This window comes from Microbacterium sp. 18062 (assembly GCF_902706225.1).
Lineage (GTDB): Bacteria > Actinomycetota > Actinomycetes > Actinomycetales > Microbacteriaceae > Microbacterium.
This window is the reverse complement of sequence record NZ_CACSKB010000002.1, coordinates 37,146-61,674: the sequence shown is the minus strand read 5'-3', so window position 1 is coordinate 61,674 and position 24,529 is coordinate 37,146. Positions and strand designations below refer to the sequence as shown.

Below are 24,529 nucleotides of genomic sequence, written 5' to 3'. Positions count from 1 at the left end.
CGGAGAGCGCGCGCGAGCGACCCGCCGGATCCGTCCGCGCACCGCGGCCCGTCAACCGGCCCGTCAACCGGCCAGAGCCACCACCTGAGCCGCCGCATCGGCGACGTCCGCGTTCACGACGCGGTAGTCGAACTCGTTCTGCGAGGCCAGCTCGACGCGCGCGGTGCGCAGGCGCCGGGCGCGCTCCTCCTCGTCCTCGGTGCCGCGGCCGACGAGCCGGTGCACCAGCTCGTCCCAGCTGGGCGGCAGGAGGAACACGAGCATCGCGTCGGGCGCGGCCTCGCGCACCTGACGGGCCCCCTGCAGGTCGATCTCGAGCAGCACGCTGCGCCCCTCGGCCAGCGCCCGCTCGATCGGCTCACGCGGGGTGCCGTATCGGTACCGGTTGTGCACCGTGGCGTGCTCGAGCAGCTCTCCTCGGGCGACGAGCTCGTCGAACCCGGCGTCGTCGACGAAGTAGTAGTGCTGCCCCTCGACCTCTCCGGGGCGCGGCGGGCGCGTCGTCGCCGACACCGACAGCAGGATCTCCGGATGGTGCTCCTGGATGTGCGCGGCCACCGTGCCCTTGCCCACCGCGGTCGGCCCCGCAAGCACGATCAGACGGCTCCGCGCGTCGCGGGGTCCGGCCTCGGGGAACCGCCCGTCGAGCCAGACGTCGAGCGCGTGGCGCTGACGCGCGCCGAGTCCGCCCAGGCGCTTGACGGGCGAGATTCCGAGCTCGGCCAGGATCCGCTCGCGCTTGCTCTCGCCGATCGCCGGCAGCGAGGTGAGGAAGTCCGTGATGCGCATCGTTCCGGCCGGCGAGAGGGCCTCGGCATCCGCGCGGCGCAGCATCTCCTGTGGAGAGACCACCCGGGTGGCGAGATCGCGCTTGAGGGCTGCGCGGGCACGCCGGGCGGCGACGGCCTTGCGTGACGCGGCGACACGATCGACATCGGGCGGCGTCTGCTTGTCACCCACGGAGACTCCCCTCGTAGCGGGCGGCGCGTTCGTCGACCCGCGCCGCGATGCCCGCGGGCCCGGCCGACAGGATGCTGCGGCTCTCATTCGCGACGACGTTCGCGGCGCCGTAGCCGAACAGCGTCCGCAGATCCGCGGGGTCGGCGCCCTGCGCCCCGAAGCCGGGGGCGAGGACGGGGGTTCCCGCGAGCACGATGTCGGTCAACCCGAAGGCCGCGCGGTCGACCGTCGCCCCGACGACGACCCCGAGCGATCCGAGCGAGCCGGGCAGGCCGATGTTGAGCGATCCGACGTCCCGAGCGACCCGCTCCGCGACCCGCTGTCCCTCATCCGCCGACCCGTCGTCGACGAGGGCGCGCTGCACGGTCGCGGCCTCGGGGTTGCTGGTCGCTGCGAGCACGAACGCCCCCTTGCCGAGCCGCAGAGCGGTGCGCAGCGACTCGATGAGCGAGTCGGGCCCGAGGTACGGGCTCAGGGTCACGGCGTCGGCCTCGAGCGGCGATCCCGGGCTCAGCCATGCGGACGTGTAGCCGGCCATGGTCGAGCCGATGTCGCCGCGCTTCCCGTCGGCGATGACGAGCAGGCCGGCGGCGCGAGCGGCGGCCTGCACATCCTCGAGCGCGGCGATCCCGCGCGACCCGTACTGCTCGAAGAACGCCACCTGGGGCTTGACGACGCCCACCCGCCCGGCGGCCGCGTCGACCACCCGGAGGCCGAGCTCGCGCGCGCCCGCCGCCGAGGGCGTCAGCCCCCATGCGGTAAGCAGACTCTCGTGCGGGTCGATTCCCACGCAGAGAGCGCCGTAGGTGTCGAGGGCAGTACGCAGACGCTGCCCGAAGGTGATCATGCGCGCGCCGCCCGATCGGCCGCGTACTCCTGAAGACTCCGCACCCGGAACCCCTCGCGCAGCACCGGCAGCGCGCTGACGGCCGCACCGAGCACGGCCATCGTCGTGAACAGGGCCTTGTCGCCGGCCACCGCCGCAGCGCGGATCTCGTAGCCGTCGGCGCGGGCGGAGCCGCCGCTCGGCGTGTTCACGATCATGTCGATGCGTCCAGCGTTGATCAGGTCCACGATGTTCTGCTCGCCGCTCGCGCTCCCCTGCGCCTGGGTGGCCGAGTACTTGTTGACGACCTGCACCCGGATGCCGTTGCGCGCGAGGATCTCGGCGGTCCCCTCGGTCGCGACGAGCTCGTAGCCCAGCTCCTGCAAGCGGTGTGCGGGCAGGATCACGGCGCGCTTGTCGGCGTCGGCGACCGAGATGAACACGGTTCCGCTGAGCGGCATGCCCCCGTACGCGGCGTCCTGGCTCTTCGCGAACGCGGTCGGGAAGTCGCGGTCGATGCCCATGACCTCACCGGTCGAGCGCATCTCCGGGCCGAGCACCGAGTCGACGGTCTGACCGTCCTTGGTGCGGAACCGCTTGAACGGGAGCACGGCCTCCTTGACGGCCACCGGCGCGTCCAGCGGCACGCGCGAGCCGTCCTGGACGGGCAGCAGGCCCTCGGTCTTCAGCTCGGCGATCGTGCTGCCGACCATGATGCGGCTCGCGGCCTTCGCGAGCGGGATGCCGAGCGCCTTGGAGACGAACGGCACCGTGCGGCTCGCGCGCGGATTCGCCTCGATCACGTACAGCACGCCCGCGCTGATCGCGAACTGCACGTTGAGCAGACCCACGACGCCGACCCCGCGGGCGATCGCGTGGGTGGCCTCGCGCACGCGATCGATGTCGGTGCGTCCGAGGCTGATCGGCGGCAGGGTGCAGCTCGAGTCGCCCGAGTGGATGCCGGCCTCCTCGAGGTGCTCCATCACGCCGCCGATGTAGAGCTCGTGGCCGTCGAACAGAGCGTCGACGTCGAGCTCGATCGCGTCGTCGAGGAAGCGGTCCACCAGCAACGGCAGGCCGGGGCCGATGATCGCCTGGTCGGCGACCCGCACGAAGTAGTCGCGCAGGCTCGCGGTGTCGTAGACGATCTCCATGCCCCGCCCGCCGAGCACGAAGCTCGGGCGCACGAGCACCGGGTAGCCGATCTCCTCGGCGATCGTCACGGCGCCGTCGACGTCGATCGCGGTGCCGCTGCGCGGCGCGACGAGGCCGGCCTCGTCGAGGAGCCGCGCGAACAGCTCGCGCTCCTCGGCCAGGTCGATCGCCTCGGGGCTCGTGCCGAGGATCCGGTAGCCGGCGTCCTCGATGCCTTTGGCGAGCCCCAGCGGGGTCTGGCCGCCGAGCTGGCAGATGACCCCGAGGATCTCGCCGGACCGGCTCTCGGCGTGCAGCACCTCGAGGACGTCCTCCAGGGTCAGCGGCTCGAAGTACAGCCGGTCGCTGGTGTCGTAGTCGGTCGAGACCGTCTCGGGGTTGCAGTTGACCATGACCGTCTCGTACCCGGCGTCGGAGAGCGCGAACGACGCGTGCACGCAGGAGTAGTCGAACTCCACGCCCTGACCGATGCGGTTGGGGCCGGAGCCGATGATGACGACCTTGGTGCGCTCGGAGGGCGCGACCTCGGTCTCCTGGTCGTAGCTCGAGTAGTGGTAGGGCGTCAGCGCCGGGAACTCGCCCGCGCACGTGTCGACCGTCTTGTAGACCGGGCGGACGCCGAGCCCGTGCCGGACGCCCCGCACCTCGGTCTCGGAGTCTCCCCGCAGCTCGGCGATCTGCGCGTCGCTGAAGCCATGCTCCTTCGCGACCGTGAGCGTGTCCGCATCCAGCTCGCCCGCTGAGCGGATGAACTCCGCCACCTCGTTGATGAGCACGATCTGGTCGATGAACCAGGGGTCGATCGCGGTCGCGTCGAACGCCTGCTGCGCCGTCGCCCCCTTGCGCAGCGCCTGCTGCAGCACGACGATGCGGCCGTCGGTGGGGGTTCTCGCGATCTCGAGCAGCTCGTCGGCCGAGCGCGGCTCGTCGCCCCAGTGGAAGCTCGACCCGCGCTTCTCGAGCGAGCGCAGCGCCTTCTGCAGCGCGGTCGCGTAGTTGCGGCCGATGGCCATCGCCTCGCCGACTGACTTCATGGTCGTGGTGAGGGTCGTGTCGGCGGCCGGGAACTTCTCGAAGTTGAACCGCGGCACCTTCACCACGACGTAGTCGAGCGTGGGCTCGAAGCTCGCCGGCGTGACCTTCGTGATGTCGTTCGGGATCTCGTCGAGGCGGTAGCCGATGGCGAGCTTCGCCGCGATCTTGGCGATCGGGAAGCCCGTCGCCTTCGAGGCGAGGGCCGAGGACCGCGAGACCCGCGGGTTCATCTCGATGACGATGATGCGACCGCTCGCCGGGTCCACGGCGAACTGGATGTTGCAGCCGCCAGTGTCGACGCCCACGGCGCGGATGATGTCGATGCCGATGTCGCGGAGCTTCTGGTACTCGCGGTCGGTGAGGGTAAGCGCCGGCGCGACCGTGATCGAGTCGCCGGTGTGGACGCCCACCGGGTCGACGTTCTCGATCGAGCAGACCACGACCGTGTTGTCGGCGGTGTCCCGCATGAGCTCGAGCTCGTACTCCTTCCAGCCGAGGATCGACTCCTCGAGCAGCACCTCGGTGGTGGGCGAGTCGCGCAGGCCCGCGCCTGCGATGCGGCGGAGGTCGCGCTCGTCGTACGCGAAGCCGGATCCGAGGCCGCCCATCGTGAACGAGGGGCGGACGACCAGCGGATAGCCGAGCTCGTCCGCCGCGGCGAGCACCTCGTCCATCGTGTGGGCGATGCGGGAAGCGGCGACGTCCGCGCCCGCGTCGATCACGAGCTGCTTGAAGATCTGGCGGTCCTCGCCCTTGTTGATGGCCTCGAAGTTCGCGCCGATCAGCTCGACGTCGTACTTCTCGAGGATCCCGTGGTTGTGCAGGTCGATCGCCGCGTTCAGAGCGGTCTGGCCGCCGAGAGTCGGCAGGATCGCGTCCGGCTTCTCCTTCGCGATGATCGTCTCGATGACCTGCCAGGTGATCGGCTCGATGTAGGTCGCATCGGCGAAGTCGGGATCGGTCATGATCGTCGCCGGGTTGGAGTTGACGAGGATGACGCGCACACCCTCGGCGCGCAGCACACGGCACGCCTGGGTGCCGGAGTAGTCGAACTCGCAGGCCTGGCCGATGACGATCGGGCCGGAGCCGATGACGAGGACGGAACGGATGTCGTCGCGCTTAGGCATTCGTGGCTTTCTTGCTCAGGTCGTCGCGCACCAGCTGGGCGAATCTGTCGAAGAGGTAGTTGGCGTCGTGCGGACCTGCGGCGGCCTCGGGGTGGTACTGCACGGAGAAGGCGGGGATGTCGAGGGCGCGCAGGCCCTCCACGACGTTGTCGTTGAGCCCCACGTGGCTGACCTCGACGCGGCCGTAGCCGTGCGGGCTGTCGGACGTGCCGTCCATCGGCGCGTCGACGGCGAACCCGTGGTTGTGCGCCGTGATCTCCACCCGTCCGGTCTCGCGGTCGAGCACGGGCTGGTTGATGCCGCGGTGGCCAAACGGCAGCTTGTAGGTGCCGTAGCCGAGCGCGCGGCCGAGCAGCTGGTTGCCGAAGCAGATCCCGAAGAACGGCAGGCGGTCGTCGAGCACGGCGCGCAGGAGCTCGACGTGGTCCGCCGACGCGGCCGGGTCGCCGGGGCCGTTCGAGTAGAAAACGGCCACCGGGTCGATCGCGCGGATGTCGTCGATCGTGACGCTCTGCGGCAGCACGTGCACGTCGAAGCCTCGTTCGGCGAGGTTCAGGATCGTGGCCTGCTTGACCCCGAGGTCGAGCACGGCGAGGTTGCCGATGCGCTCGCCCATCGCCGAGGTGATCTGCGCCTCGACGACCGAGACGTCGGCCGAGAGGTTCTGCCCGGCCATCTCCGGGGCCTCCCGCACGATCCGCAGCTGCTCGTCCGCGTCGAGCGTCGCCGCGTCGCCGGAGAAGACCCCGCCCCGCATGCTTCCGGCCGATCGGATGTGGCGCGTGACCGCGCGGGTATCTATGCCGCTGATCCCGACGATGCCGTCGGCGACGAGGGCGTCGTCGAGCGACCGGTCGGCGCGCCAGTTCGACACGACCCGGGAGGGGTCGCGCACGATGTACCCGGCGACCCAGATGCGCCGGGACTCGGGGTCCTCGGTGTTCACGCCGGTGTTGCCGATGTGCGGCGCGGTCTGCAGCACGATCTGGCCCGCGTAGGAGGGATCGGTGAGTGTCTCCTGGTAGCCGGTCATGCCGGTCGAGAAGACCACCTCGCCGAGGGTCGTCCCGGTGGCGCCGTAGGCGCGGCCGGGGAAGCGCGACCCGTCCTCGAGGACGAGGACGGCCGGGCCGGTGCGGAAATGGGTCATGCGTCGGTTCCCGTCGGGGTGGTGGAGGTCAGAAGGGGCGCGATCGCCGCGGTGGCGGCTCGCGCGGAGGCGTCCTGAGGACGGAAGTACGAATCGACGACCGTGCCGTCGTCGAGGCGCCAGGCGAGCCGAACCAGGCCGTCGCGCTCGACCACGCGGTCGATCGTCACGGTCGCCTGCTCGGCGGCGACGATGCGCTCGCGGGCGACGAAGATCGGGTCCTGGCCGACCAGGTGCAGCACGACGCCGGCGTCGGTCACCGTGAGGTCGGCCCGCGCCCGGAAGCCGAGGCCCCGCACGGCGAGTCGTTCGAGCGCCGTGCCGTGGGCCGTGGTGGCCACGTACAGGCCGGGGAACGACGCGAGCCACCGGGCGTCGGCGGGAGCCGCGCCGGACGGGGCGACGAGACCGCGGTCGCGTCGCGTGCGGCGCCACCATCCGAGAGCCATCAGTCCGATGAGCAGCACCGCGACGCCGAGCATCACGACGAGCGCGCCTTCCTGGCTCACGAGGCCACCTCCCCTGCCGCTGCCAGCACGCCGTCGCGCAGGGTCGCGCGCCCGGCGTGGAAGGTCCAGCGGATGCTGCCGGGGAGCTCCCGGCCGAGGTAGGGCGAGTTGACGCTCAGCCCGTGCAGGTCGTCGGTGCCGAAGCGCCCGCCGCCGGACGGATCGTGCAGCGTCAGGTGGGCGGGCTCCCCCGGGGCGAGCGGGCGCCCGTGGCCGGCGAGGCGGCCGATCGCGGCGGGCGTGCGGCTGAGAACCCGCGCGACGTCCGCCCAATCGAGCAGTCCGGTGTCCACGACCGACTGCTGCACGACGCGCAGCGCGCTCTCGAGGCCCACCATGCCGTTCGCGGCGGCGTGCCACTCGCACGCCTTCGCCTCGGCCGGGTGCGGGGCATGGTCGGTGGCGACGATGTCGATCGTGCCGTCGGCGAGTCCTGCGCGCACCGCCTGGACGTCCTCGTCCCGCCGCAGCGGGGGGTTCACCTTGAACCGGGCGTCGTATCCGCGCACGAGCTCCTCGGTGAGCAGCAGATGGTGCGGGGTGACCTCGGCGGTGACCGCGATCCCCCGCTTCTTCGCCCACCGGATGATGTCGACGGACCCGGCGGTGGAGAGATGGCACACGTGCAGACGCGACCCGACGTGCTCGGCGAGCAGGACGTCGCGCGCGATGACGGCCTCCTCGGCGACCGCGGGCCATCCGGCGAGACCGAGCTCGGCGGAGACGCGTCCCTCGTTCATCTGCGCGCCCTCGGTCAGCCGCGGGTCCTGCGCGTGCTGCGCGATGACGCCGTCGAAGGCCTTCACGTACTCCAGCGCCCGGCGCATGATGAGCGGGTCCCACACGCAGAAGCCGTCGTCGCTGAACACCCGCACCCGGGCGCGCGACTGCGCCATCGCGCCGAGCTCGGCGAGTCGATCGCCCTTCTGCCCGACGGTCACGGCGCCGATGGGCTGCACCGTGACGTAGCCGGCCGCGTCCCCGAGCGCCAGCTCCTGTTCGACCACACCGGCGGTGTCGGCCACGGGCGAGGTGTTCGGCATGGCGAACAGGGCGGTGAACCCGCCGGCGGCGCCCGCCTGGGAGCCGGTGAGGATCGTCTCGGACGCCTCGTAGCCGGGCTCGCGCAGGTGCGTGTGCAGGTCGACGAGGCCGGGGAGGGCGATGAGCCCCTCGGCGTCGACCACCGTGGCGCCGGCGCGGCTGAGCCCGGTGCCGGTCTCCGCGATCAGGCCGTCGGCGATGACGATGTCGGCGCCGGCACCGCCCTCGATGCGTGCTCCGCGGATGAGGAAGGTCTCGCTCATCGTGCGTCCTCCTTCTCTGCTTCCGCGCGTTCGCCCGACAGGAGCAGGTACAGAGCGGCCATCCGCACGGACACACCGTTGGTCACCTGCTCGAGCACGGTGGACCGGGGCGAGTCCGCCGCGGCGGCGGAGATCTCGAGTCCCCTGTTCATGGGTCCGGGGTGCATGACAATGCTATCGGCCGGGAGCGCCCTCAGACGCGCCGCGTCCAACCCCCACGATCGCGCGTACTCGCGCTCGGTCGGGAAGTAGGCGGCGTTCATCCTCTCGAGCTGGATGCGCAGCATCATGAGCGCGTCGGGGCCGTCCGCGATGGCGGCGTCCAGGTCGTACCGGATCGTCGCGGGCCACGCGGAGACGTCCTGCGGGATGAGCGTCGGGGGGCCAACGAGCGTCACCCGCGCGCCCAGGGCGTGCAGCAGCCAGACGTTCGAGCGGGCCACCCGGGAATGCAGGATGTCGCCGACGATCGTGACCGTCAGCCCGGCGAGGTCCCGACCGCGGCTGTCGTCCCCATAGGCACGCTTGCGGATGGTGAACGCGTCGAGCAGCGCCTGGGTGGGGTGCTCGTGGGTGCCGTCGCCCGCGTTCACGACACCGGCGGTGATCCACCCGCTCGTGGCCAGGGTGCGCGGAGCGCCGGAGGCGCCGTGACGGATCACGACCGCGTCGGCCCCCATGGCCTGCAGCGTCTGGGCGGTGTCCTGGAGGGACTCGCCCTTCGAGACGCTGGATCCCTTCGCGGAGAAGTTGATCACGTCGGCCGACAGACGCTTGGCCGCGGCCTCGAAGGAGATGCGGGTGCGGGTCGAGTCCTCGAAGAACAGGTTCACGACGGTCTTGCCGCGCAGCGTCGGAAGCTTCTTGACCTCGCGGCGCTGGGTGTCGGCCATGTCCTCGGCGACGTCGAGGATGCGCAGGGCGTCCGTGCGCGAGAGCGTCTGGGTGTCGAGGAGATGTCTCATGACTCGATCGTCACCTCCTCGAGGCCGTCGACCTCGGCGAGCCGGACGTTCACCCGTTCGTCGCGGGCGCTCGGCAGGTTCTTCCCGACGAAGTCCGGTCGGATGGGGAGCTCACGGTGACCACGATCGATCAGCGTCGCGAGCCGTACTGCGGCGGGACGGCCGATGTCCTGCAGCGCGTCGAGCGCCGCGCGGATGCTGCGGCCGGAGAACAGGACGTCGTCCACGAGCACGACGGTCTTGCCGTCGACGCCCCCGACCGGGATGTCGGTGCGCTGGGGGGTTCGGGTCGGGTTCTTCGCGAGGTCGTCCCGGTACATGGTGACGTCGAGGGATCCGATCGGCACCGCGAGGCCGCCGAACTCGGAGACGAGATCGCCGACGCGCCGGGCGAGGGCGACTCCGCGGGTGGGGATGCCCAGGATCACCAGATCGGCGGGGCCCTTGTTCGCCTCGAGGATCTCGTGAGCGATCCGGGTCAGGGCACGGGCGATGTCGGCCTCATGCAGCACGGTTCGCGTGCTCATCCGCCGCTCCCTTCTCCGCCTCTCCGGACGGGATTAAAGGTTGCTGTGGTTCTCCCCCCCACACTAGCAAGGAGAGACACGTCCAGACGCTCCCCACCCCGCCGGGCCCTGTTAGGCTCGCCTCAGTTCCATGCCCACTTCCACCGACATCCGTGGCGCTGCCGCGCCCGATCCGCGGCGTCCGCATCCGGACGGGACCGCGCGCTCCGTCGTCGGCTCGATCGGCCCCGCGGCGGGCGTCGTCGGCATCGGCAGGGCCTCGGGCAAGGCCATCCTGTTCGGCGAGCACGCCGTCGTCTACGGTCACCCCGCGATCGCCCTTCCCGTCACCGCGCTGACGGCCCGCGCCGAGGCCGAGCGCACCGAGGGCGAGACCTGGCTGGAGAGCGACCTGTACACCGGACCCCTCCGCTTCGCCCCCGACCGCCTCCTGCCCACCGCGACCGCCGCATCCGCCGTCCTCGCCACGGTCGGCACCGCCGACGAGGGCGTACGGCTGCGCGTCCGCAGCGACATCCCCGCCGAACGCGGCGTGGGCTCGAGCGCGGCTGTCGCCGCGGCCATCGTCGGCGCCGTGGCCGCCGCCTTCGACGAAGAGCTCGACGACGCGACGCACCACGAGCTCGTGCAGGCGGCCGAACGCGCCGCACACGGCACGCCCAGCGGGCTCGACGCCCGCGCGGTCCGCGCGCGCGGACCGATCTGGTTCGACCGCGGACGGGTCGACAGCGTGCCGGTGGGCGCACCCCTCGTCTTCGTCGTCGCCGACACCGGGGTGCGCGGACGCACCGGCGAGGCGGTCGCGGGCGTGCGGGATCTGCACGCCCGCGAGCCCGAGCGGGCGGGCGACCTGATCCGCCATCTCGGCGCGCAGGCCGCGGCCGCGCGCGCGGACCTCGCGCGCGGGGACGTCGACGCCCTCGGTGCCCGGATGACGCTCGCCCACGCGCTGCTCGACGACCTCGGCGTCGGCGACCCCGCGCTCGACGCGCTCGTCGAGACCGCACTCGCCGCCGGCGCCGCCGGCGCGAAACTCACCGGCGGAGGCCGGGGCGGGTGCGTCCTCGCGCTCGCAAGAGGCGGTGCGCACGGTGGCCCGCTCGTGGACGCCCTGCGCACCGCAGGAGCCGCCGACGTCTGGATCACCACTGTGGAGAGGACCCGATGACCCACGCCATCGCCCGCGCGCATCCCAACATCGCGCTCGTGAAGTACTGGGGCAAACGCGACGCCTCGGCGAACCTGCCCGCCACCGGCAGCCTGTCGATGACGCTCGACGTGTTCCCGACGACCACGACGGTGACCGTCGACCCGGTTCTCGCCCGCGACCTGCTCGTGCTCGGCGGCGAGGAGCGCGACGGTGTGCCCCGCGAGCGCGTCGAGCGGTTCCTCGACCTCGTGCGGGCCGCATCCGGGTCCGCCGCGCACGCGCGGGTGGAGACCGTCAACACGGTGCCGTCCGCGGCCGGCCTGGCCTCGTCGGCCTCGGGGTTCGCCGCCCTGGCCGGCGCCGCCGCTGCGGCGTACGGCCTGGATCTCGACGAGCGCGGCCTCAGCCGCCTCGCCCGACGCGGCTCGGGCTCGGCCTCCCGCTCGGTGATCCCGGGCTTCGCCGTCTGGCACGCCGGAACGGACGACGAGACGTCGTTCGCGGAGCAGGTGCCGGCACCCGATCTCGCGATGGTCGTGACGATGGTCGACTGCCGGGAGAAGGCGGTGTCCAGCCGCGAGGCGATGCGTCGCACCGTGCTCACCTCGCCGTTCTATCCGGCGTGGGTGTCATCGACCCGGCAGAGCCTGGAATCGGCACTGTCCGCCTGCGCCGCGGGAGACGTCGAGCGCCTCGGCCGGATCGCCGAGACGAACGCGCTCCGCATGCACGCGGTGATCCAGGCCTGCGATCCGCCGCTGCGCTATCTCTCCCCCGCGAGCGTCGAGATCTTCGACCGGATCGCGGCGCTGCGCGAGCGGGGCATCGGCGCCTACGCGACCGCGGATGCGGGACCCAACGTCGTGGTCCTCACCCGGCCCGAGGACGCGACGACGGTCGCTGCCGAGATCGCCGGGCTAGCCGAGACCGTGACCGCGCACCCGGGACCCGGACTGCAGGTGCTCGAGCGGGTGCCCCGATGACGGCGGGCACGATCTCGACACGGGCACCCGGCAAGCTCTTCATCGCCGGCGAGTACGCGGTCGTCTCGCCCGGCGAGCCGTCCGTGCTCGTCGCCGTGGACCGGTATCTGACCGTGGGCCTCACCGAGAGCGTCGGCGCGGGCAGCATCCATTCGCCCGAGTACGGGCGGATGCCGCTGTTCTGGACGCGCAGCGAGGACGGCCTGACGATCGACCGCGAGCACCATCCCTACGACTACGTGTTCGCGGCGATCACGATCGCCGAACGGCTCCGGGCGGAGCTCGGACTGGCCCCCCGCTTCTTCGACCTGCGGATCGACAGCGGGCTCGACGACGTCTCCGGCCGCAAGTTCGGCCTCGGATCGTCGGCTGCCGTGACCGTGGCCACCGTGCGCGCGATCGACGAGTTCTACCGGTTCGGCCTCGATCGCACCGAGCTCTTCAAGCTCGCCCTCCTCGCGACGATCCAGGTGGCGCCGACCGCCTCCGGCGGCGACCTCGCCGCGAGCACGTTCGGCGGATGGATCGGCTACCGCTCCCCCGACCGCGCACTGCTGCGGCGACGCAGCGCGAACGACCGGGTCGTGGATCTGCTGCGGTCCGAGGCGTGGGACGGACTCGAGATCCGGCGCCTTCCCCCGCCGGAGCAGCTCGCCTTCGTGGTGGGCTGGACCGGCGCCCCCGCCTCGACCGAACGCCTCGTCGACGAGGTCGGCCGGCGTGCCCGCGCGGGGGCGATCGATCACCCCGCGTTCCTCCTCGACTCGCGTGCGTGCGTGAGCGACCTCTGGAGTGCTCTCGACGCCGGCGACGACGCGACGATCCTCGCAGGCGTCCGGCGTGCCCGACGCCTGCTCCAGGGACTCGGCACGGAGTCCGGGGTGTCGATCGAGACGCCGGCGCTGGCCGCGCTCTGCGACGTCGCCGAGTCGTTCGGCGCGGCCGGAAAGCCCTCGGGCGCCGGCGGCGGCGACTGCGGGATCGTGCTGGCGCCGGCCGACGCCGACGTCCCGGGGATGCTGCGCATCTGGGAGGCCCACGACATCCGCCATCTCACGATCTCCGTGCACCCGCCCGAGGGATACGCGCATGGGCGCTGAGGGAGCGGGCCGGCGCAAGGACGACCACGTCCGGCTCGCGGCGGCGCAGCAGGTCGAGCCGGCCGTCCGCAACGGGTTCGACGACATCGCGTTCGTGCACCATGCCCTCGCGGGCACGGATGCGGATCGGGTCGATCTCGGCGTCGAGGTCGCCGGTGGCCGCTGGCGCGTGCCGTTCCACATCAACGCGATGACCGGGGGCAGCGCCGCGACTGGGCGGATCAACCGCGACCTCGCGATCGCCGCCCGGGAGACCGGCGTCGCCGTCGCCTCCGGGTCGCTGAGCGCGGCGCTCGACGATCCATCGCTCCTGCCCACCTTCCGGGTGCTGCGCGACGAGAACCCGACCGGCGTGGTCTGGGCGAACGTCGGCGTGGAACGGAGCGCGGACGACGCGCGCCGGGCCGTCGACGCTCTCGGCGCCGACGCCCTCCAGGTGCATCTGAACAGCGTGCAGGAGACGGTCATGCCCGAGGGCAGCCGCCGCTTCTCGAGCTGGCCCGCGTCTCTGGAGGCCATCCGCTCCGCCGTCGAGGTGCCGGTCGTCGTCAAGGAGGTCGGGTTCGGGCTGAGCGCGCGGACGCTGACCCGCCTGCACGACCTCGGCATCGCCTACGCCGACGTGTCGGGACGCGGCGGCACCGACTTCGTGCGCATCGAGAACGCGCGGCGTCCCGGCGGCGACTTCGGCTACCTCGCGGGCTGGGGGCAGTCCGCCGTCGAGTGCCTTCTGGACGCTCCCGATCCCGCGCCCGTGCTGCTCGCGTCCGGCGGCGTGCGCACGCCCCTCGACGTCGTGCGCGCACTGTCGCTGGGCGCCCGCGCGGTCGGCGTCTCCGGGACGTTCCTGGCCGCCGTGCTCGAGGGCGGCGTGGACGCCCTCGTCGTGCGTCTGCGCGAATGGACGACGCACACCCGGGCTCTCCTCGCCGTGCTCGGCGCGGAGAGCCCGGCTGCCCTCGTATCGACCGATCTCGTCATCGACGGCCGCACCGCCCGCTTCTGCGCGACCCGCGACATCGATATCACCGCATGGGCGCGCCGCTCGGACGCCGCCCCGACGCCCGAGAGGAGCCGGCATGACCGCTGACCCGAAACTCCCCGGGGAGGATCTCCGTGTCCTCCCGGACGGTGAGCGACCCGCGGTCGCCGACGCTTTCACCCCCGTTCCGACCAGCTGGGTCGGCCCCCTGCGGCTGACCGGCGACGTCACCGGCGAGCAGGAGGTCCCGCTCGCGACCTACGAGACGCCCCTGTGGCCGTCGGTCGGGCGCGGAGCCCGTGTGTCCCGTCTCGTGCCGGACGGCATCCGGGTGACCGTCGTCGACGAGCGGATGACCCGCTCTTCGCTCTTCGTGGCCGAGACGGCCGCGCAGGCCGTCCGCGCCGCCCGTGCGATCGACGCCCGCACCGACGAGCTCGCTGCCGTCGTGTCGGCCCGGAGCCGGCACGCGAGGCTGATCGACCTCGACACCGAGATCGTCGGCAATCTGCTCTTCGTGCGGTTCGCCCTCACCACGGGCGACGCCTCGGGGCACAACATGGTGACGCTCGCGGCCGAGTCCCTGATGGCGACGATCCTCGCCTGGCATCCGGAGCTCGAATACGGCTCGATCTCCGGCAACTACTGTTCCGACAAGAAGGCGACCGCGGTCAACGGCATCCTGGGCCGTGGGCGCAACGTGATCGCCGAGATCCTCGTCCCCGCCGAGATCGTGGCGGCGCAGCTGCGCTCGAGCGCCGCGCGCATCGTGGAGCTGAACACCCGGAAGAACCTCGTCGGGTCGACGATCGCCGGGGCACTGCGTTCCGCGAACGCGCACTACGCGAACATGCTGCTCGCGTTCTACCTCGCCACCGGGCAGGACGCCGCCAACATCGTCGAGGGTTCGCAGGGCATCACCTACGCCGAGGTTCGCGACGACGGCGACCTGTACTTCTCGTGCACACTGCCGAACCTCATCGTCGGCACCGTCGGCAACGGCAAGGACCTGCCCGGGATCGAAGCCGCCCTCGAACGTCTCGGCTGCCGCGAGGAGCGCGAGCCGGGCGGGAACGCGCGGCGTCTGGCCGCGCTCATCGCCGCGACCGTGCTGTGCGGAGAGCTGTCGCTCCTGTCCGCGCAGACGAACCCCGGTGAGCTGATGGCCTCGCACCTGATCCTCGAACGCCGTACGGAGGCCGCCCGATGACCACGCCGATCGGCATCCACGACCTCTCGCTCGCCACGACGGGCTACGTCCTCGACCTCGCCGACCTCGCCGCGGCGACCGGGGTGGACCCCGACAAGTACCGCATCGGGCTCGGTCAGGATGAGATGAGCGTCCCCGGCCCCGACGAGGACATCGTCACGATGGGCGCGGCGGCGGCGTTGCCGATCCTCGAACGGCACGGACGCGACCGCATCCGCACGCTCTTCTTCGCCACCGAGTCGGGCGTCGACCAGTCCAAGTCCGCGGCCGTGTTCGCGCACCGGCTGCTCGAGCTGCCCGCCGCCTGCCGCGCGGTCGAGCTGAAGCAGGCGTGCTACGCGGCGACCGCAGCGCTCCAGGCCGGGATCGGCATCGTGGCGCGCAACCCCGGCGAGCAGGTCCTCGTGATCGCGAGCGACATCGCCCGCTACGAGGTCGACACGGCGGCCGAGCCCACCCAGGGCGCCGGTGCCGTCGCGTTCCTCGTCTCCGCCGATCCTGCGCTCGTCGAGATCGAACCGGTCGTCGGTGTCGACACCGCCGACGTCGACGACTTCTGGCGGCCGAACGATAGCGTCACCGCGGTGGTCGACGGCAAGCTCTCGATAGACGCCTACCTCGACGGCTTCACCGCGGCGTGGGACGACTACCGCGCCCGCGGCGGCGCGGACATCGATGCGATCGGGCGGTTCTGTCATCACCAGCCGTTCACCCGGATGGCGGCGAAGGCGCACCGGCGCCTCGCCGAGCACACTGGCGTGGACCTTCCCGCCGACCGCTACGAGACGAGCACCGCCTACAACCGGCGGATGGGGAACTCGTACACGGCGTCGCTCTACGCCGGGCTCGCCGCGCTGCTCGACGGCGACGACAACCTCGCCGGGCGGCGGATCGGCTTCCTGAGCTACGGCTCCGGGAGCGTCAGCGAGTTCTTCACCGGTGTCGTCGGCCCCGACTATCGCGAGCACCGCCGCGGGGCGCAGGCCCAGTTGGACGCGCGGGAGCCGGTGAGCGTCGCCCGCTACCGCGAGCTGCACGCCGCCGCACACCTCGGCAGCACGCACGACGTGGAGATCGCCCCGGAGACCCGCACCCGGTTCCACTTCGCCGGCATCCGAGGTCGGGCGCGGCGATACCGGAGCTGACCCGAAAGTCCTCACGCTTCGTCTCGCTGCGCTCGCGGGTCCTGGGCGAGGAGCGACGCTCCGAGACGAGGGGCGGCGGGCCGGGACGGCCGATCACGCGACGTCGGGCAGGGACTCCGTCAGTTCCTCCCAGGCGGCGTGGACACCGGCGTCGACCAGGCCGAACTGGCTGATCATCGCGACGCAGCGGTGTTCTCCGTCGTAGAGCTCGAGCGCGCTGGTCGGGCCGTGGGCCGCGTGCGAGCGGACGAGCAGGCACGAGGAGACGGCCGCGAGGTCGAGCTCGACCGTCGCGTCGGTCATCGTGACGGTCGTGATGCCCTCCATCCGCGCGACCGAGTGCAGGTCGCCTTGCGTCCCGTGGAACGCGCACCCCGACAGCACCGCGGCGCCGAGGGCGAGCCCGACCGCGCAGGCGTGCTCGAACAGCGCGGGCAGCACGTCCGGGTCGATGTGCCGGTGGGGTACGTACGGGGCGCGGGGCCGGGTCAGCAGCGCATCGATGCGGCCGAGCTGGTCGGAGCCGTCGTCGACCGGGACCGGCAGCGGCGGTACGACGGCGGTCCGCGGCGCCCCCTCCTCCTCGGGAGCACGCGCGAGTCCGTCGAGCGCGAGGCGATCCGCGTCGAGCAGGGCGTGGCACTGGTGCGCGGGCGCGTCCCCGGGACCGACGAGGCGGAGCGCGGGCGGCCCGTCCCCCTGCCCCGCGGGCTCGGTGAGGAACGCGGCGACGACCGCATCCGCGTGCAGGCGCAACGTCGTGCGGCCCTCCGCCCAGTGGATGGGCTCGCCCGGACGGGAGGGCGCGGCGTACACGCCGATCTGGGTGATCCGAGCGACCGCGTTGGCCGTCACCGCGGCGGGACGCTCGAGCAGGGGCAGGCTGCCCAGCACCTCGTCCATCGCGGCCGACACCCGTCGGGCGGTGAGCATGCGTCCTGCCCGGCAGTTCGCGCAGCGCGCGCCGTCTGCCGCGGCGCAGGCCTCGTGGTCGTCGTGCGCGCGACCGGAGCCGTGCTCGTCGTGCGTGCTCATCTCAGTACACGTCCCTCACGTATCGTCTGTCGCGTTTCAGGTCGGCCACGTATCGGAGGGCGTCGTCCTCGCCGAGCCCGCGGGACGCCCCGACCGCCTCGACGAGCGCGCGATCGACGTCCTTCGCCATCCGTGACGCGTCGCCGCAGACGTAGAACGAGCCGCCGTCCTCGAGCCAGTCGTACAGCTCCCGCGCGTTCTCGCGGATGCGTGTCTGCACGTACACCTTCTCGGCCTGATCCCGGGAGAACGCGAGGTCCAACCGGGTGAGGACGCCCCTCTCCCGGAACCGTTCCAGCTCTTCCCTGTAGATGAAGTCGGTGGCCCGATGCTGGTCGCCGAAGAAGACCCAGTTGGGCCCCGTTGCGCCCCGGGCCGCGCGCTCCTGCAGGAATCCGCGGAACGGGGCGATGCCGGTTCCCGGGCCCACCATGATCATGGGGGCATCGTCGTCGGGCACGCGGAAGGCCGCGTTCGGCTGCAGGAAGATGCCGACCTCGCCCTCCCCCGCACGATCGGCGAGGAACGTGGAGCAGACGCCGTGGTGCGGCCGGTCCGTCCCGTGGCGCACCACGGCGACGGTGAGGTGGATGCGGTCGGGGCTCTCGAGCGGGCTGGACGAGATCGAGTAGGCCCGGTGCTGGAGCGGGCGGAACACGTCGCCGAGCTCGTCCGCGCCGATCCGCACGTGCGGCGAGAGGGCCAGCAGGTCCAGCACGTCCTTTCCCCACAGCCAGTGCTCGAGGGCGTCGCGCTGCTCGCGGCCGGCGAGCTCGGCGAGCTCGCCGGCGGGGTCGCGCTCCGCGATCAGCGCGACCAGCTCGCGCGAGGGCGTGGAGATCTCCCAGTCGCGGCGGAGACGCTCCCCGAGGACGGTGCCGGCGACGTCGAGCTCGGCGTCGAGATCCAGGCGCTCGAGCAGCAGATCGGCCAGCACCGGGTCGTTCGTGGGCACGACCGCGAGCGCGTCGCCGGCGTGGTACTCGATGCCGCTGTCGCCGAGGGCGAGCTCCACGTGCCGGATCTCCTTCGCGCTGCCCGGGCCCGACACGACGCGATTGACGGCGACCCGCGATCCGAAGGGCGTCCGCCGACTCCACGGCGGCCGTCGGCGGGCGGAAGGGGCGGACGCGCCGCGCGACGGGTCATCCGTGCCTCCCGGGGCGAGCAGGGCGAGCGTCTCCGCCTGCCACCGGCCGGCCGGCTCCTCGAAGTCGACGTCGCAGTCGACCCGGGGCAGGATGCGGGTCGCTCCGAGCTGCTCGAACCGCAGGTCGAGGAGTCTCCCGGCCTGACAGAATCCGTCGTAGCCGCTGTCGCCGAGGGCGAGCACCGCGAACTCCACGCCCTCCAGCCGCGGGGCGGTGTCGGCCTCGAAGGACTCCCAGAACAGCTCGGCGTTGTCGGGCATCTCGCCCTCGCCGTAGGTCGAGGTGATCACGAGCACCCGGTCCATCTCCGGCAGGCGCGCGAGGTCGACCTCGTCGAGGGCGGTCAAGCGGACAGCTGTGCCCCGCGTCCGTGCGGCGGCGGCGAGCTCTTCGGCGAGCATCTCGCTGGTGCCGGTCTGGCTGCCGTACAGCACGTCGAGGGTGGTCGTCGCCGCGTCGGTCGCGATGCCGGCGTCCTCGCGACCGACCGTCAGACCGATCAGGAACCCTTCGATCCAGGCCTGCTGCGCCGAGCTGAAGGGCGCGTCCACGGGAAGAGCGAGGCCGCTCACGACGCCACCTCCGCGGGGCGCGTGAGGCGTCCCGCCACGGAGGCCAGGTCATCGAGCGCGGACCGCGTGAGCAGCTCGTCGAACCGTGCACGATCGGTACGCGCGGCGTTCTTGGCGAGCTGGTGCAGAATCCAGCCGTACGTGCCCGGAGCATCGATCCCACGGACGTTCCGCAGCTCCAACGACCGGGTGTAGTCGGCGAGACGCCGGGAGGCGACGAGCGTCGCGAGCTCGTCGTCGGCGAGAGGGTCGAGCCGTTCGCGCAGGTACTTCATGGTCTTGTTCATGACGAAGAAGTCCTCCGTCAGCACGAGCCTGCGGGCGACGTCCTGCACCCGGGGATCGTCAGGCCCGGCGGCCCCCGGCACCCGCTGCTGTGCGAGCTCGTGCGCGACGTTGAGCACCGTGTACGACGACAGCAGCTCGAACATGTCGGCCGAGGCGTCTCCCATCCGCGGCGCACGGCCGGACAGCACGAGGCGCCCCTCGCGGTAGTTCTGTTTGAGGGAGCGCAGCTTCTCGGTCGCCACCGACCGCGCGAGCTCGTCGAGCAGCTGTCTGCGACCGGTCGCGGCGAGGATGGCGTCGGCGTCCTGGGTCAGCAGCAGCGCCCGCGGCATCCCGCAGAAGACGTGCCGGCGCGTCTGCTCCCAGTCCGCGAGCAGTCGCCGGGCGAGCGATGACCCGGTCGCCTCCGCGTGCCAGGTGAGCAGGAGCCGCGCGGCGTCCTCGTGGAACGCTCCGTGCGCCGGGTCGGTGATCGGGAGCACCAGGAGCGAGTCCCGGCTGACCCGCTCGCGGAGCGTGCCGGTCGGGTCGTACTGGTAGAGGAACCCGCCGCTCATGCCGTTGCCGAGACCTTTTCCGGCCGTGCCGAGGTTCAGCACCGCGCCGTTGGTCATGTACTCGCACGCGAAGTCCCCGACGCCCTCGACGACCGCGGTCGCGCCGGAGTTGCGCACCGCGAACCGGTCGCCCGCCTCGCCCTGCACGAACGTGCGCCCTCCGGTCGCCCCGAAGAGGGCGAAATTGCCGATGAGCACGTTGCCGCCGGGCGTGTCCGAGCCGCCGCCGGGCGTCCTCACGACGATCCGGCCTCCGGTCTGGCTCTTGCCCACACCGTCGTTCGCCGTGCCGGTGTGCTCGAGCACGACCCCGTCGTTGCAGAAGACCCCGTACGACTGGCCGGCCGATCCGGTCGTCCGGATGCGGACCGCCTCCTCTTCGAACCGTCGCCGGCCGCGCTCGTCCTCGCGGACGGCGGGAAGGCTCCGGAGCAGCTCGGGATCGAGCTCGTGGTTCAGCATCCGCTCGATGTCGATCGACAGCTGCCCGCCGATCGACTTGTCGCTGTTGCGCACGGGCACCGCACCGATCGACACGTGCGTGCGTCCCTCGTCGACGAGTGCGGCCCGGACGGCGGGCAGCAGCGAGTCGTCGACGGCGTAGTCCTTCTCCAGGTACACCGGATCGGCGACGTGGCGTTCCGGGACGACGGCGAGCATGGCGCGCAGATCGAGGCGTCCGACACTGGCCGGGTGCTCGAGGAGCTGCGCGAGGTCGGATCGCCCGCGCGCCTCGCGGAGGGAGCGCAGCCCCAGTCGTGCGAGGATGCCGCGGACGTCGTGCGCGATGTTCAGCAGGTATTGGGCGAGGGCGCGGGGGTCGCCGTCAAAGGCCTCCGCGTTGGTGGTCAGCCCCGCAGGGCACGCGACGTTGCAGTTCTTCGCCATCACGCACTTCAGCATCATCAGCGCAGTCGTGCCGAACTCGAAGCTGTCCGCCCCGAGGAGCGCGGACATGACGACGTCACTGCCGGTCTGATGCGCGCCCGAGCAGCGGAGCGCGACCTTGTCGCGGAGGCCGTTGGCGACGAGCGCCTGATGCACCTCGGCCACGCCGATCTCGGCCGAGCGCCCGGCATACTTCAGGCTCGTCACCGCGGCGGCACCCGTTCCGCCTGTGTTGCCGGCGACATTGATGACGTCGGCGCCGGCCTTTGCCACGCCGACCGCGATCGTGCCGACCCCCTCGGAGGAGACGAGCTTGACGACGACCCGCACGCGGGCGGCCTTGCAGTCGTGAATGAGCTGGGCGAGGTCCTCGATGGAGTACGTGTCGTGGTGCGGCGGCGGAGAGACGAGCTCGACGCCGGGGGTCCCGCCGCGCGCGGCCGCGATGTCCACCGTGACCTTGGCCGCGGGCAACTGACCGCCCTCGCCGGGCTTCGCCCCCTGTCCGATCTTGATCTCCAGCTCTTCGAGCATCGGATCGGCGAGGTACCCGGCCCAGATGCCGAACCTGCCCGACGCGAACTGCTTGATGCGCGAGCCGCGGATGGTGCCGTAGCGCGAGATGTGCTCGCCGCCCTCGCCGCAGTTCGACATGCCCCCGACCATGTTCGTGCCGTGCGCGACGGACTCGTGCGCGGTCGCGACCAGCGCCCCGTGGCTCATCGCCCCGGACGCGAGCGCTCGCGTGACCTCGTGCGCGGGCTGCACCTCGTGGAGCGGCACGCTGTCGGGCGCGGCCCGGAGAAGCCGCAGGAACACGGCCGTCGCCCCCATCGCCTCGAGGCGCAGGCCGTCGGCGTCGATCCTCCAGCGGCGCAGCCCGCCGGGGCCGTGCCCCGCCACGAACTCGGCGAAGGCGGCATAGCGGGCGGCGTCGGCCGACGCGGCGTCCGTGAGCTCGACCACGAAGACCTCGCCGTCCTCCTCCGCGATCCGCAGACCCCGCACGAGGATGCTGTCGTTGCCCGTCTCCGAGAAGCGCGCGAGCTCGGCACCGAACTCGGCGCTCGTGCGCAGCCCCGCGACATCCGCCGGCAGCCCGAGCACGTCGCGGAGCGCGGCCGGCCGGAGAGCGCGTTCGGTGCGGGTGGTCTCGAGGAACTCCCGGTACCCCGCGGTCATCGCGAACTCGTCGATCTGGGCGGGGGTGAGCGCCGTGAACCCGGTGTGGGCGTATGCGGCGTCGGTCAGACCGAACGCGTCGTCGAGCTGGCCGAGTGTCAGTCTGCGCAGCGCCTCGTCGTCGTCGCTCCGCCCGAACGGCGTGGACTCCTCGGTCAGCTGCGCGAAACCGCGCACCGCCGCGGTGCCGAACGAGTGCCCGGCGCCCTCGGAGCGCTCCTTGAACAGTCCGAGCAGCGGGACGTCACTCTCGCCGGCGACCACGAGCGCGCGGGCGTGCCACTGCGCGGCGGCCCATGCGATGCGGGAGAACCCCACCCCGCCGACGGGGGCGTCCATGTGCGGGAAGCAGCGTGCGAGCACCGGATCCGCGGTGTCGAGGTAGTTCGGCTCGAAGAACTCGCCGCCGATGTAGCTCTCGACGGTGCAGAGCCCGACGCGGCCCATCGTCTTGGCGAGCGACTTCTCCGCCGCCTTCCGGAAGCGGGCGAAGGCGCGATCTGTCTCGGTGTACTCCCCCGCGGGCGCCGCGGCGGCCGGATGCTTCTCCTCGGCGCGCAGTCTCGCGCTGAGGCTGTAGACGGCCGAGGCGCCGAACCCGAGGGCCGCGGCGATGTGGTGCGACGACGGCAGCTGACCGCTTTCCGCGACGAGCGAGATGCGCAGGCGGAGCCCCTCGTCGATGAGCCGCTGCGAGACGGCGGCGACGGCGAGCAGCAGCGGGAGCGGAGCGCGCTCGCAGGAGACGCCGCGGTCGCTGAGCACCGCGATGCCGCCGTCCTCCCCGGCGAACGCCGCGACCTCGTCGCAGAGCGTGTCGAGGGCCCGCACCAGGGCGGCGGCGTTGCGCTCCGCATCCGTGGCATCGGGCGTGAAGAGCATGTCGAAGCGGCGCAGCGGCACGAGGCGCTGCTCGCGCAGGCGCACCATGTCGAGGTGGCCGAGGATCGGTGAGGACAGCACGATCTGCATGCGGTGCCCCGCCCCGCCGTCGGGCTTGGCCCCGAGCGCGACGCGCATGCTCATGCCGTCCGCCTCGCGGATCGAGTCGAGGGGCGGGTTGGTCACCTGGGCGAAGCGCTGCGAGAAGTACTTCGCCATCCCGCCCTCGCGGTCGGAGAGCGCGTTGATGGCATTGCCGTAGCCCATCGCGCTGATCCGCTCGGTGCCGTCGGCGAGCATCGGGTCCATCATGAACCGGAAGCTCTCCTGGTTGAGCGAATAGGCGACGTACCTGCCGGCGAGCGTCAGATCGCCCTCGTAGCCGAGGGTCGACGTCGTGCGGGAGTACTCCGGGGCGGGCAACGAGTCGAGCTCGACCCGTGCGGCGTCGAGGAGCGCGGAGTAGTCGCGGTGCGCGGCGAGGACGGCGAGCGCCTGCGCCGTGCGGAGCGTCTGGCCGGTGCGATGATCGTGATACAGCATGCCGCCCGCCTCGATGCGGCCGCGGTGCACGACCTCGTCGTCGGGGAACACGACCTGCCCGGCCTCCGACGAGACCATCAGGTGGTCGGCGGTCTCCACGGTGCGCAGCGGCCGCAGGCCCAGGCGGTCCAGACGCGCGCCGATCACGTCGCCGTCGCTGAAGATGAGCGCCGCGGGACCGTCGTTCTTCTCCTCGTAGAGGGAGAAGTACTCGAGCATGTCGCGCACGGCAGACGGAAGCGATGCGTCGTTCTCCCATGCCGGCGGCATGAGCGAGACGACGGCCTCGACCAGGTCGAGACCATCGTCGAACAGCCGGCTCTGCAGCGTCTGGTCGAGGCGGCTGGAGTCCGACTGCCCGGGCGGTCGCACGATCCGGCGCCGCCGGGCGCCGGCGAGGGCCTCGTCCGAGATCCGGTTCTTGCGGTCGGTGTTGAGCTCGCCGTTGTGCGCCATCAGCCGGAACGGCTGGGCCATGCTCGGGTGCGGCTCGGTGTTGGTCGAGAAGCGCGTGTGGAAGTAGAGGGAGCGTACCGCGTGCCGCGGGTCGCCGAGATCGCGGAAGTAGGAGATCACCTCGCCGGCGTTCAGGCGCCCCTTCAGGACCTGCGTCCGCGCGCCGAGCGAGAGGGGGTAGAGGCCGGCCAGCTCCGGCGTCGTGAAGGCCGCCGCCTCGATCCGCAGGAGCGCGCGGTTCGCGGCGCGGTCGAGCGTCGGCCGATCGCCGGCCCCATCGGGTCCGCGGAACACCCATTGCACGATCGGCAGCTGGTAGTGCGCGGCACCGGGCCGGAGCACGGACGCGTCCACGGGCACCTCGCGCGTGAGGAGCACCTCGAGCCCCTCGACTCGCAGCGCCTCGTCGACGATCGCGCGGGCGGCGGCGTCCTGCGCGTCGTCGACCGGCAGGAAGAAGTTGCCGACGCCGAAGCCGCCGGCGGCGAGGGCCTCGCCGGTCAGCGCGCTGAAGAACGCGACCGACAGGTCGATGCTCACCCCGGCTCCGTCGCCGACGCCCTCGGCGGACATGCCGCCGCGATGCGGGATGGCCCGCAGCGCCTCGTCGCCACGGAGGATGACCTCGTGGCTCTGCACGCCGTCCTTTCGGGTGATGAACCCGACACCGCAATCGCTCTTCTCGAGGCGGGGGTCGTAGAGACCGTGACGGTGGTGCGGCATGGAGGCTCCCGGGTCCCGGACGTGCCGAGCGCAGCGGAGGCGGCCCGGGCGCGGGCGCGGGACCCCGCGTCAGTGGATGCCGCGTCTGCTGATCGCGACATCCCCATGTTAAGGGCAGCCT

Annotated in this window: 16 protein-coding genes and 1 pseudogene; 6 read left to right on the top strand and 11 right to left on the bottom strand. The window is 72.2% G+C overall.

The features are described from left to right. Window positions 1-63 precede the first annotated feature (63 nt). The 8 genes and pseudogenes from gmk to pyrR all read right to left on the bottom strand — a co-directional run. On the bottom strand, window positions 64-960 hold the full coding sequence (gene gmk, locus GVL03_RS01375; RefSeq protein ID WP_159498739.1) for a guanylate kinase: 897 nt from the start codon (window positions 958-960) through the stop codon (window positions 64-66). Continuing rightward, window positions 953-1,807, bottom strand: coding sequence for an orotidine-5'-phosphate decarboxylase (gene pyrF / locus GVL03_RS01370; protein WP_159498737.1), 855 nt, complete (start codon window positions 1,805-1,807; stop codon window positions 953-955). Before pyrF ends, gmk begins: the two co-directional genes overlap by 8 nt. Next, a complete protein-coding gene (gene carB / locus GVL03_RS01365) occupies window positions 1,804-5,103 on the bottom strand; it encodes a carbamoyl-phosphate synthase large subunit (protein WP_159498735.1) in 3,300 nt (1,099 codons plus the stop codon). Before carB ends, pyrF begins: the two co-directional genes overlap by 4 nt. Continuing rightward, on the bottom strand, window positions 5,096-6,253 hold the full coding sequence (gene carA, locus GVL03_RS01360) for a glutamine-hydrolyzing carbamoyl-phosphate synthase small subunit (RefSeq protein WP_159498733.1): 1,158 nt from the start codon (window positions 6,251-6,253) through the stop codon (window positions 5,096-5,098). Before carA ends, carB begins: the two co-directional genes overlap by 8 nt. Continuing rightward, the gene (locus GVL03_RS01355; RefSeq protein ID WP_159498731.1) at window positions 6,250-6,762 is read right to left on the bottom strand and encodes a hypothetical protein; all 513 of its coding nucleotides are present in this window, start codon (window positions 6,760-6,762) and stop codon (window positions 6,250-6,252) included. The genes carA and GVL03_RS01355 overlap by 4 nt, the downstream gene beginning before the upstream one ends. After that, window positions 6,759-8,069, bottom strand: coding sequence for a dihydroorotase (locus tag GVL03_RS01350; RefSeq protein ID WP_159498729.1), 1,311 nt, complete (start codon window positions 8,067-8,069; stop codon window positions 6,759-6,761). The genes GVL03_RS01355 and GVL03_RS01350 overlap by 4 nt, the downstream gene beginning before the upstream one ends. Further along, window positions 8,066-9,034, bottom strand: a complete 969-nt coding sequence (locus GVL03_RS01345; RefSeq protein WP_159498727.1) for an aspartate carbamoyltransferase catalytic subunit — start codon at window positions 9,032-9,034, stop codon at window positions 8,066-8,068. The genes GVL03_RS01350 and GVL03_RS01345 overlap by 4 nt, the downstream gene beginning before the upstream one ends. Continuing rightward, window positions 9,031-9,564: pseudogene (gene pyrR / locus GVL03_RS01340) on the bottom strand (bifunctional pyr operon transcriptional regulator/uracil phosphoribosyltransferase PyrR); the annotation flags it as partial. The gene GVL03_RS01345 and the pseudogene pyrR, both read right to left, overlap by 4 nt. A gap of 127 nt (window positions 9,565-9,691) precedes the next feature. Between pyrR and mvk the strand changes: the two are divergent. Genes mvk through GVL03_RS01310 form a run of 6 tightly spaced genes read left to right on the top strand, consistent with a single transcriptional unit; the run spans window position 9,692 to window position 16,131 of the window. After that, complete coding sequence (gene mvk, locus GVL03_RS01335; RefSeq protein ID WP_159498723.1) at window positions 9,692-10,729, top strand: mevalonate kinase; 1,038 nt, start codon at window positions 9,692-9,694, stop codon at window positions 10,727-10,729. Beyond that, complete coding sequence (gene mvaD / locus GVL03_RS01330) at window positions 10,726-11,694, top strand: diphosphomevalonate decarboxylase (RefSeq protein WP_159498721.1); 969 nt, start codon at window positions 10,726-10,728, stop codon at window positions 11,692-11,694. The genes mvk and mvaD overlap by 4 nt, the downstream gene beginning before the upstream one ends. Beyond that, complete coding sequence (locus GVL03_RS01325; RefSeq protein WP_159498719.1) at window positions 11,691-12,794, top strand: phosphomevalonate kinase; 1,104 nt, start codon at window positions 11,691-11,693, stop codon at window positions 12,792-12,794. Before mvaD ends, GVL03_RS01325 begins: the two co-directional genes overlap by 4 nt. Then, window positions 12,784-13,884 (top strand): type 2 isopentenyl-diphosphate Delta-isomerase, encoded by a 1,101-nt coding sequence (gene fni, locus GVL03_RS01320; protein ID WP_159498717.1) that lies wholly within the window; start codon window positions 12,784-12,786, stop codon window positions 13,882-13,884. The genes GVL03_RS01325 and fni overlap by 11 nt, the downstream gene beginning before the upstream one ends. Continuing rightward, a complete protein-coding gene (locus GVL03_RS01315) occupies window positions 13,874-14,986 on the top strand; it encodes a hydroxymethylglutaryl-CoA reductase (protein ID WP_159498715.1) in 1,113 nt (370 codons plus the stop codon). Before fni ends, GVL03_RS01315 begins: the two co-directional genes overlap by 11 nt. Then, the gene (locus tag GVL03_RS01310; RefSeq protein WP_159498713.1) at window positions 14,983-16,131 is read left to right on the top strand and encodes a hydroxymethylglutaryl-CoA synthase; all 1,149 of its coding nucleotides are present in this window, start codon (window positions 14,983-14,985) and stop codon (window positions 16,129-16,131) included. The genes GVL03_RS01315 and GVL03_RS01310 overlap by 4 nt, the downstream gene beginning before the upstream one ends. 93 nt (window positions 16,132-16,224) lie before the next feature. On the opposite strand, the gene GVL03_RS01305 is transcribed toward GVL03_RS01310, so the two are convergent. From GVL03_RS01305 to GVL03_RS01295, 3 genes are read right to left on the bottom strand one after another with little or no spacing between them, the layout of a single operon-like run. After that, window positions 16,225-17,166: a hypothetical protein gene (locus GVL03_RS01305; protein ID WP_159498711.1), complete on the bottom strand. Its 942-nt coding sequence runs from the start codon at window positions 17,164-17,166 to the stop codon at window positions 16,225-16,227. Between the two features lies 1 nt (window position 17,167). Next, window positions 17,168-18,889, bottom strand: a complete 1,722-nt coding sequence (locus GVL03_RS01300; RefSeq protein WP_159498709.1) for a sulfite reductase flavoprotein subunit alpha — start codon at window positions 18,887-18,889, stop codon at window positions 17,168-17,170. Beyond that, entirely contained in the window at window positions 18,886-24,408 is a 5,523-nt protein-coding gene (locus tag GVL03_RS01295) for a glutamate synthase-related protein (RefSeq protein ID WP_159498707.1), read from the bottom strand. Before GVL03_RS01295 ends, GVL03_RS01300 begins: the two co-directional genes overlap by 4 nt. Between the last annotated feature and the right edge of the window lie 121 nt (window positions 24,409-24,529).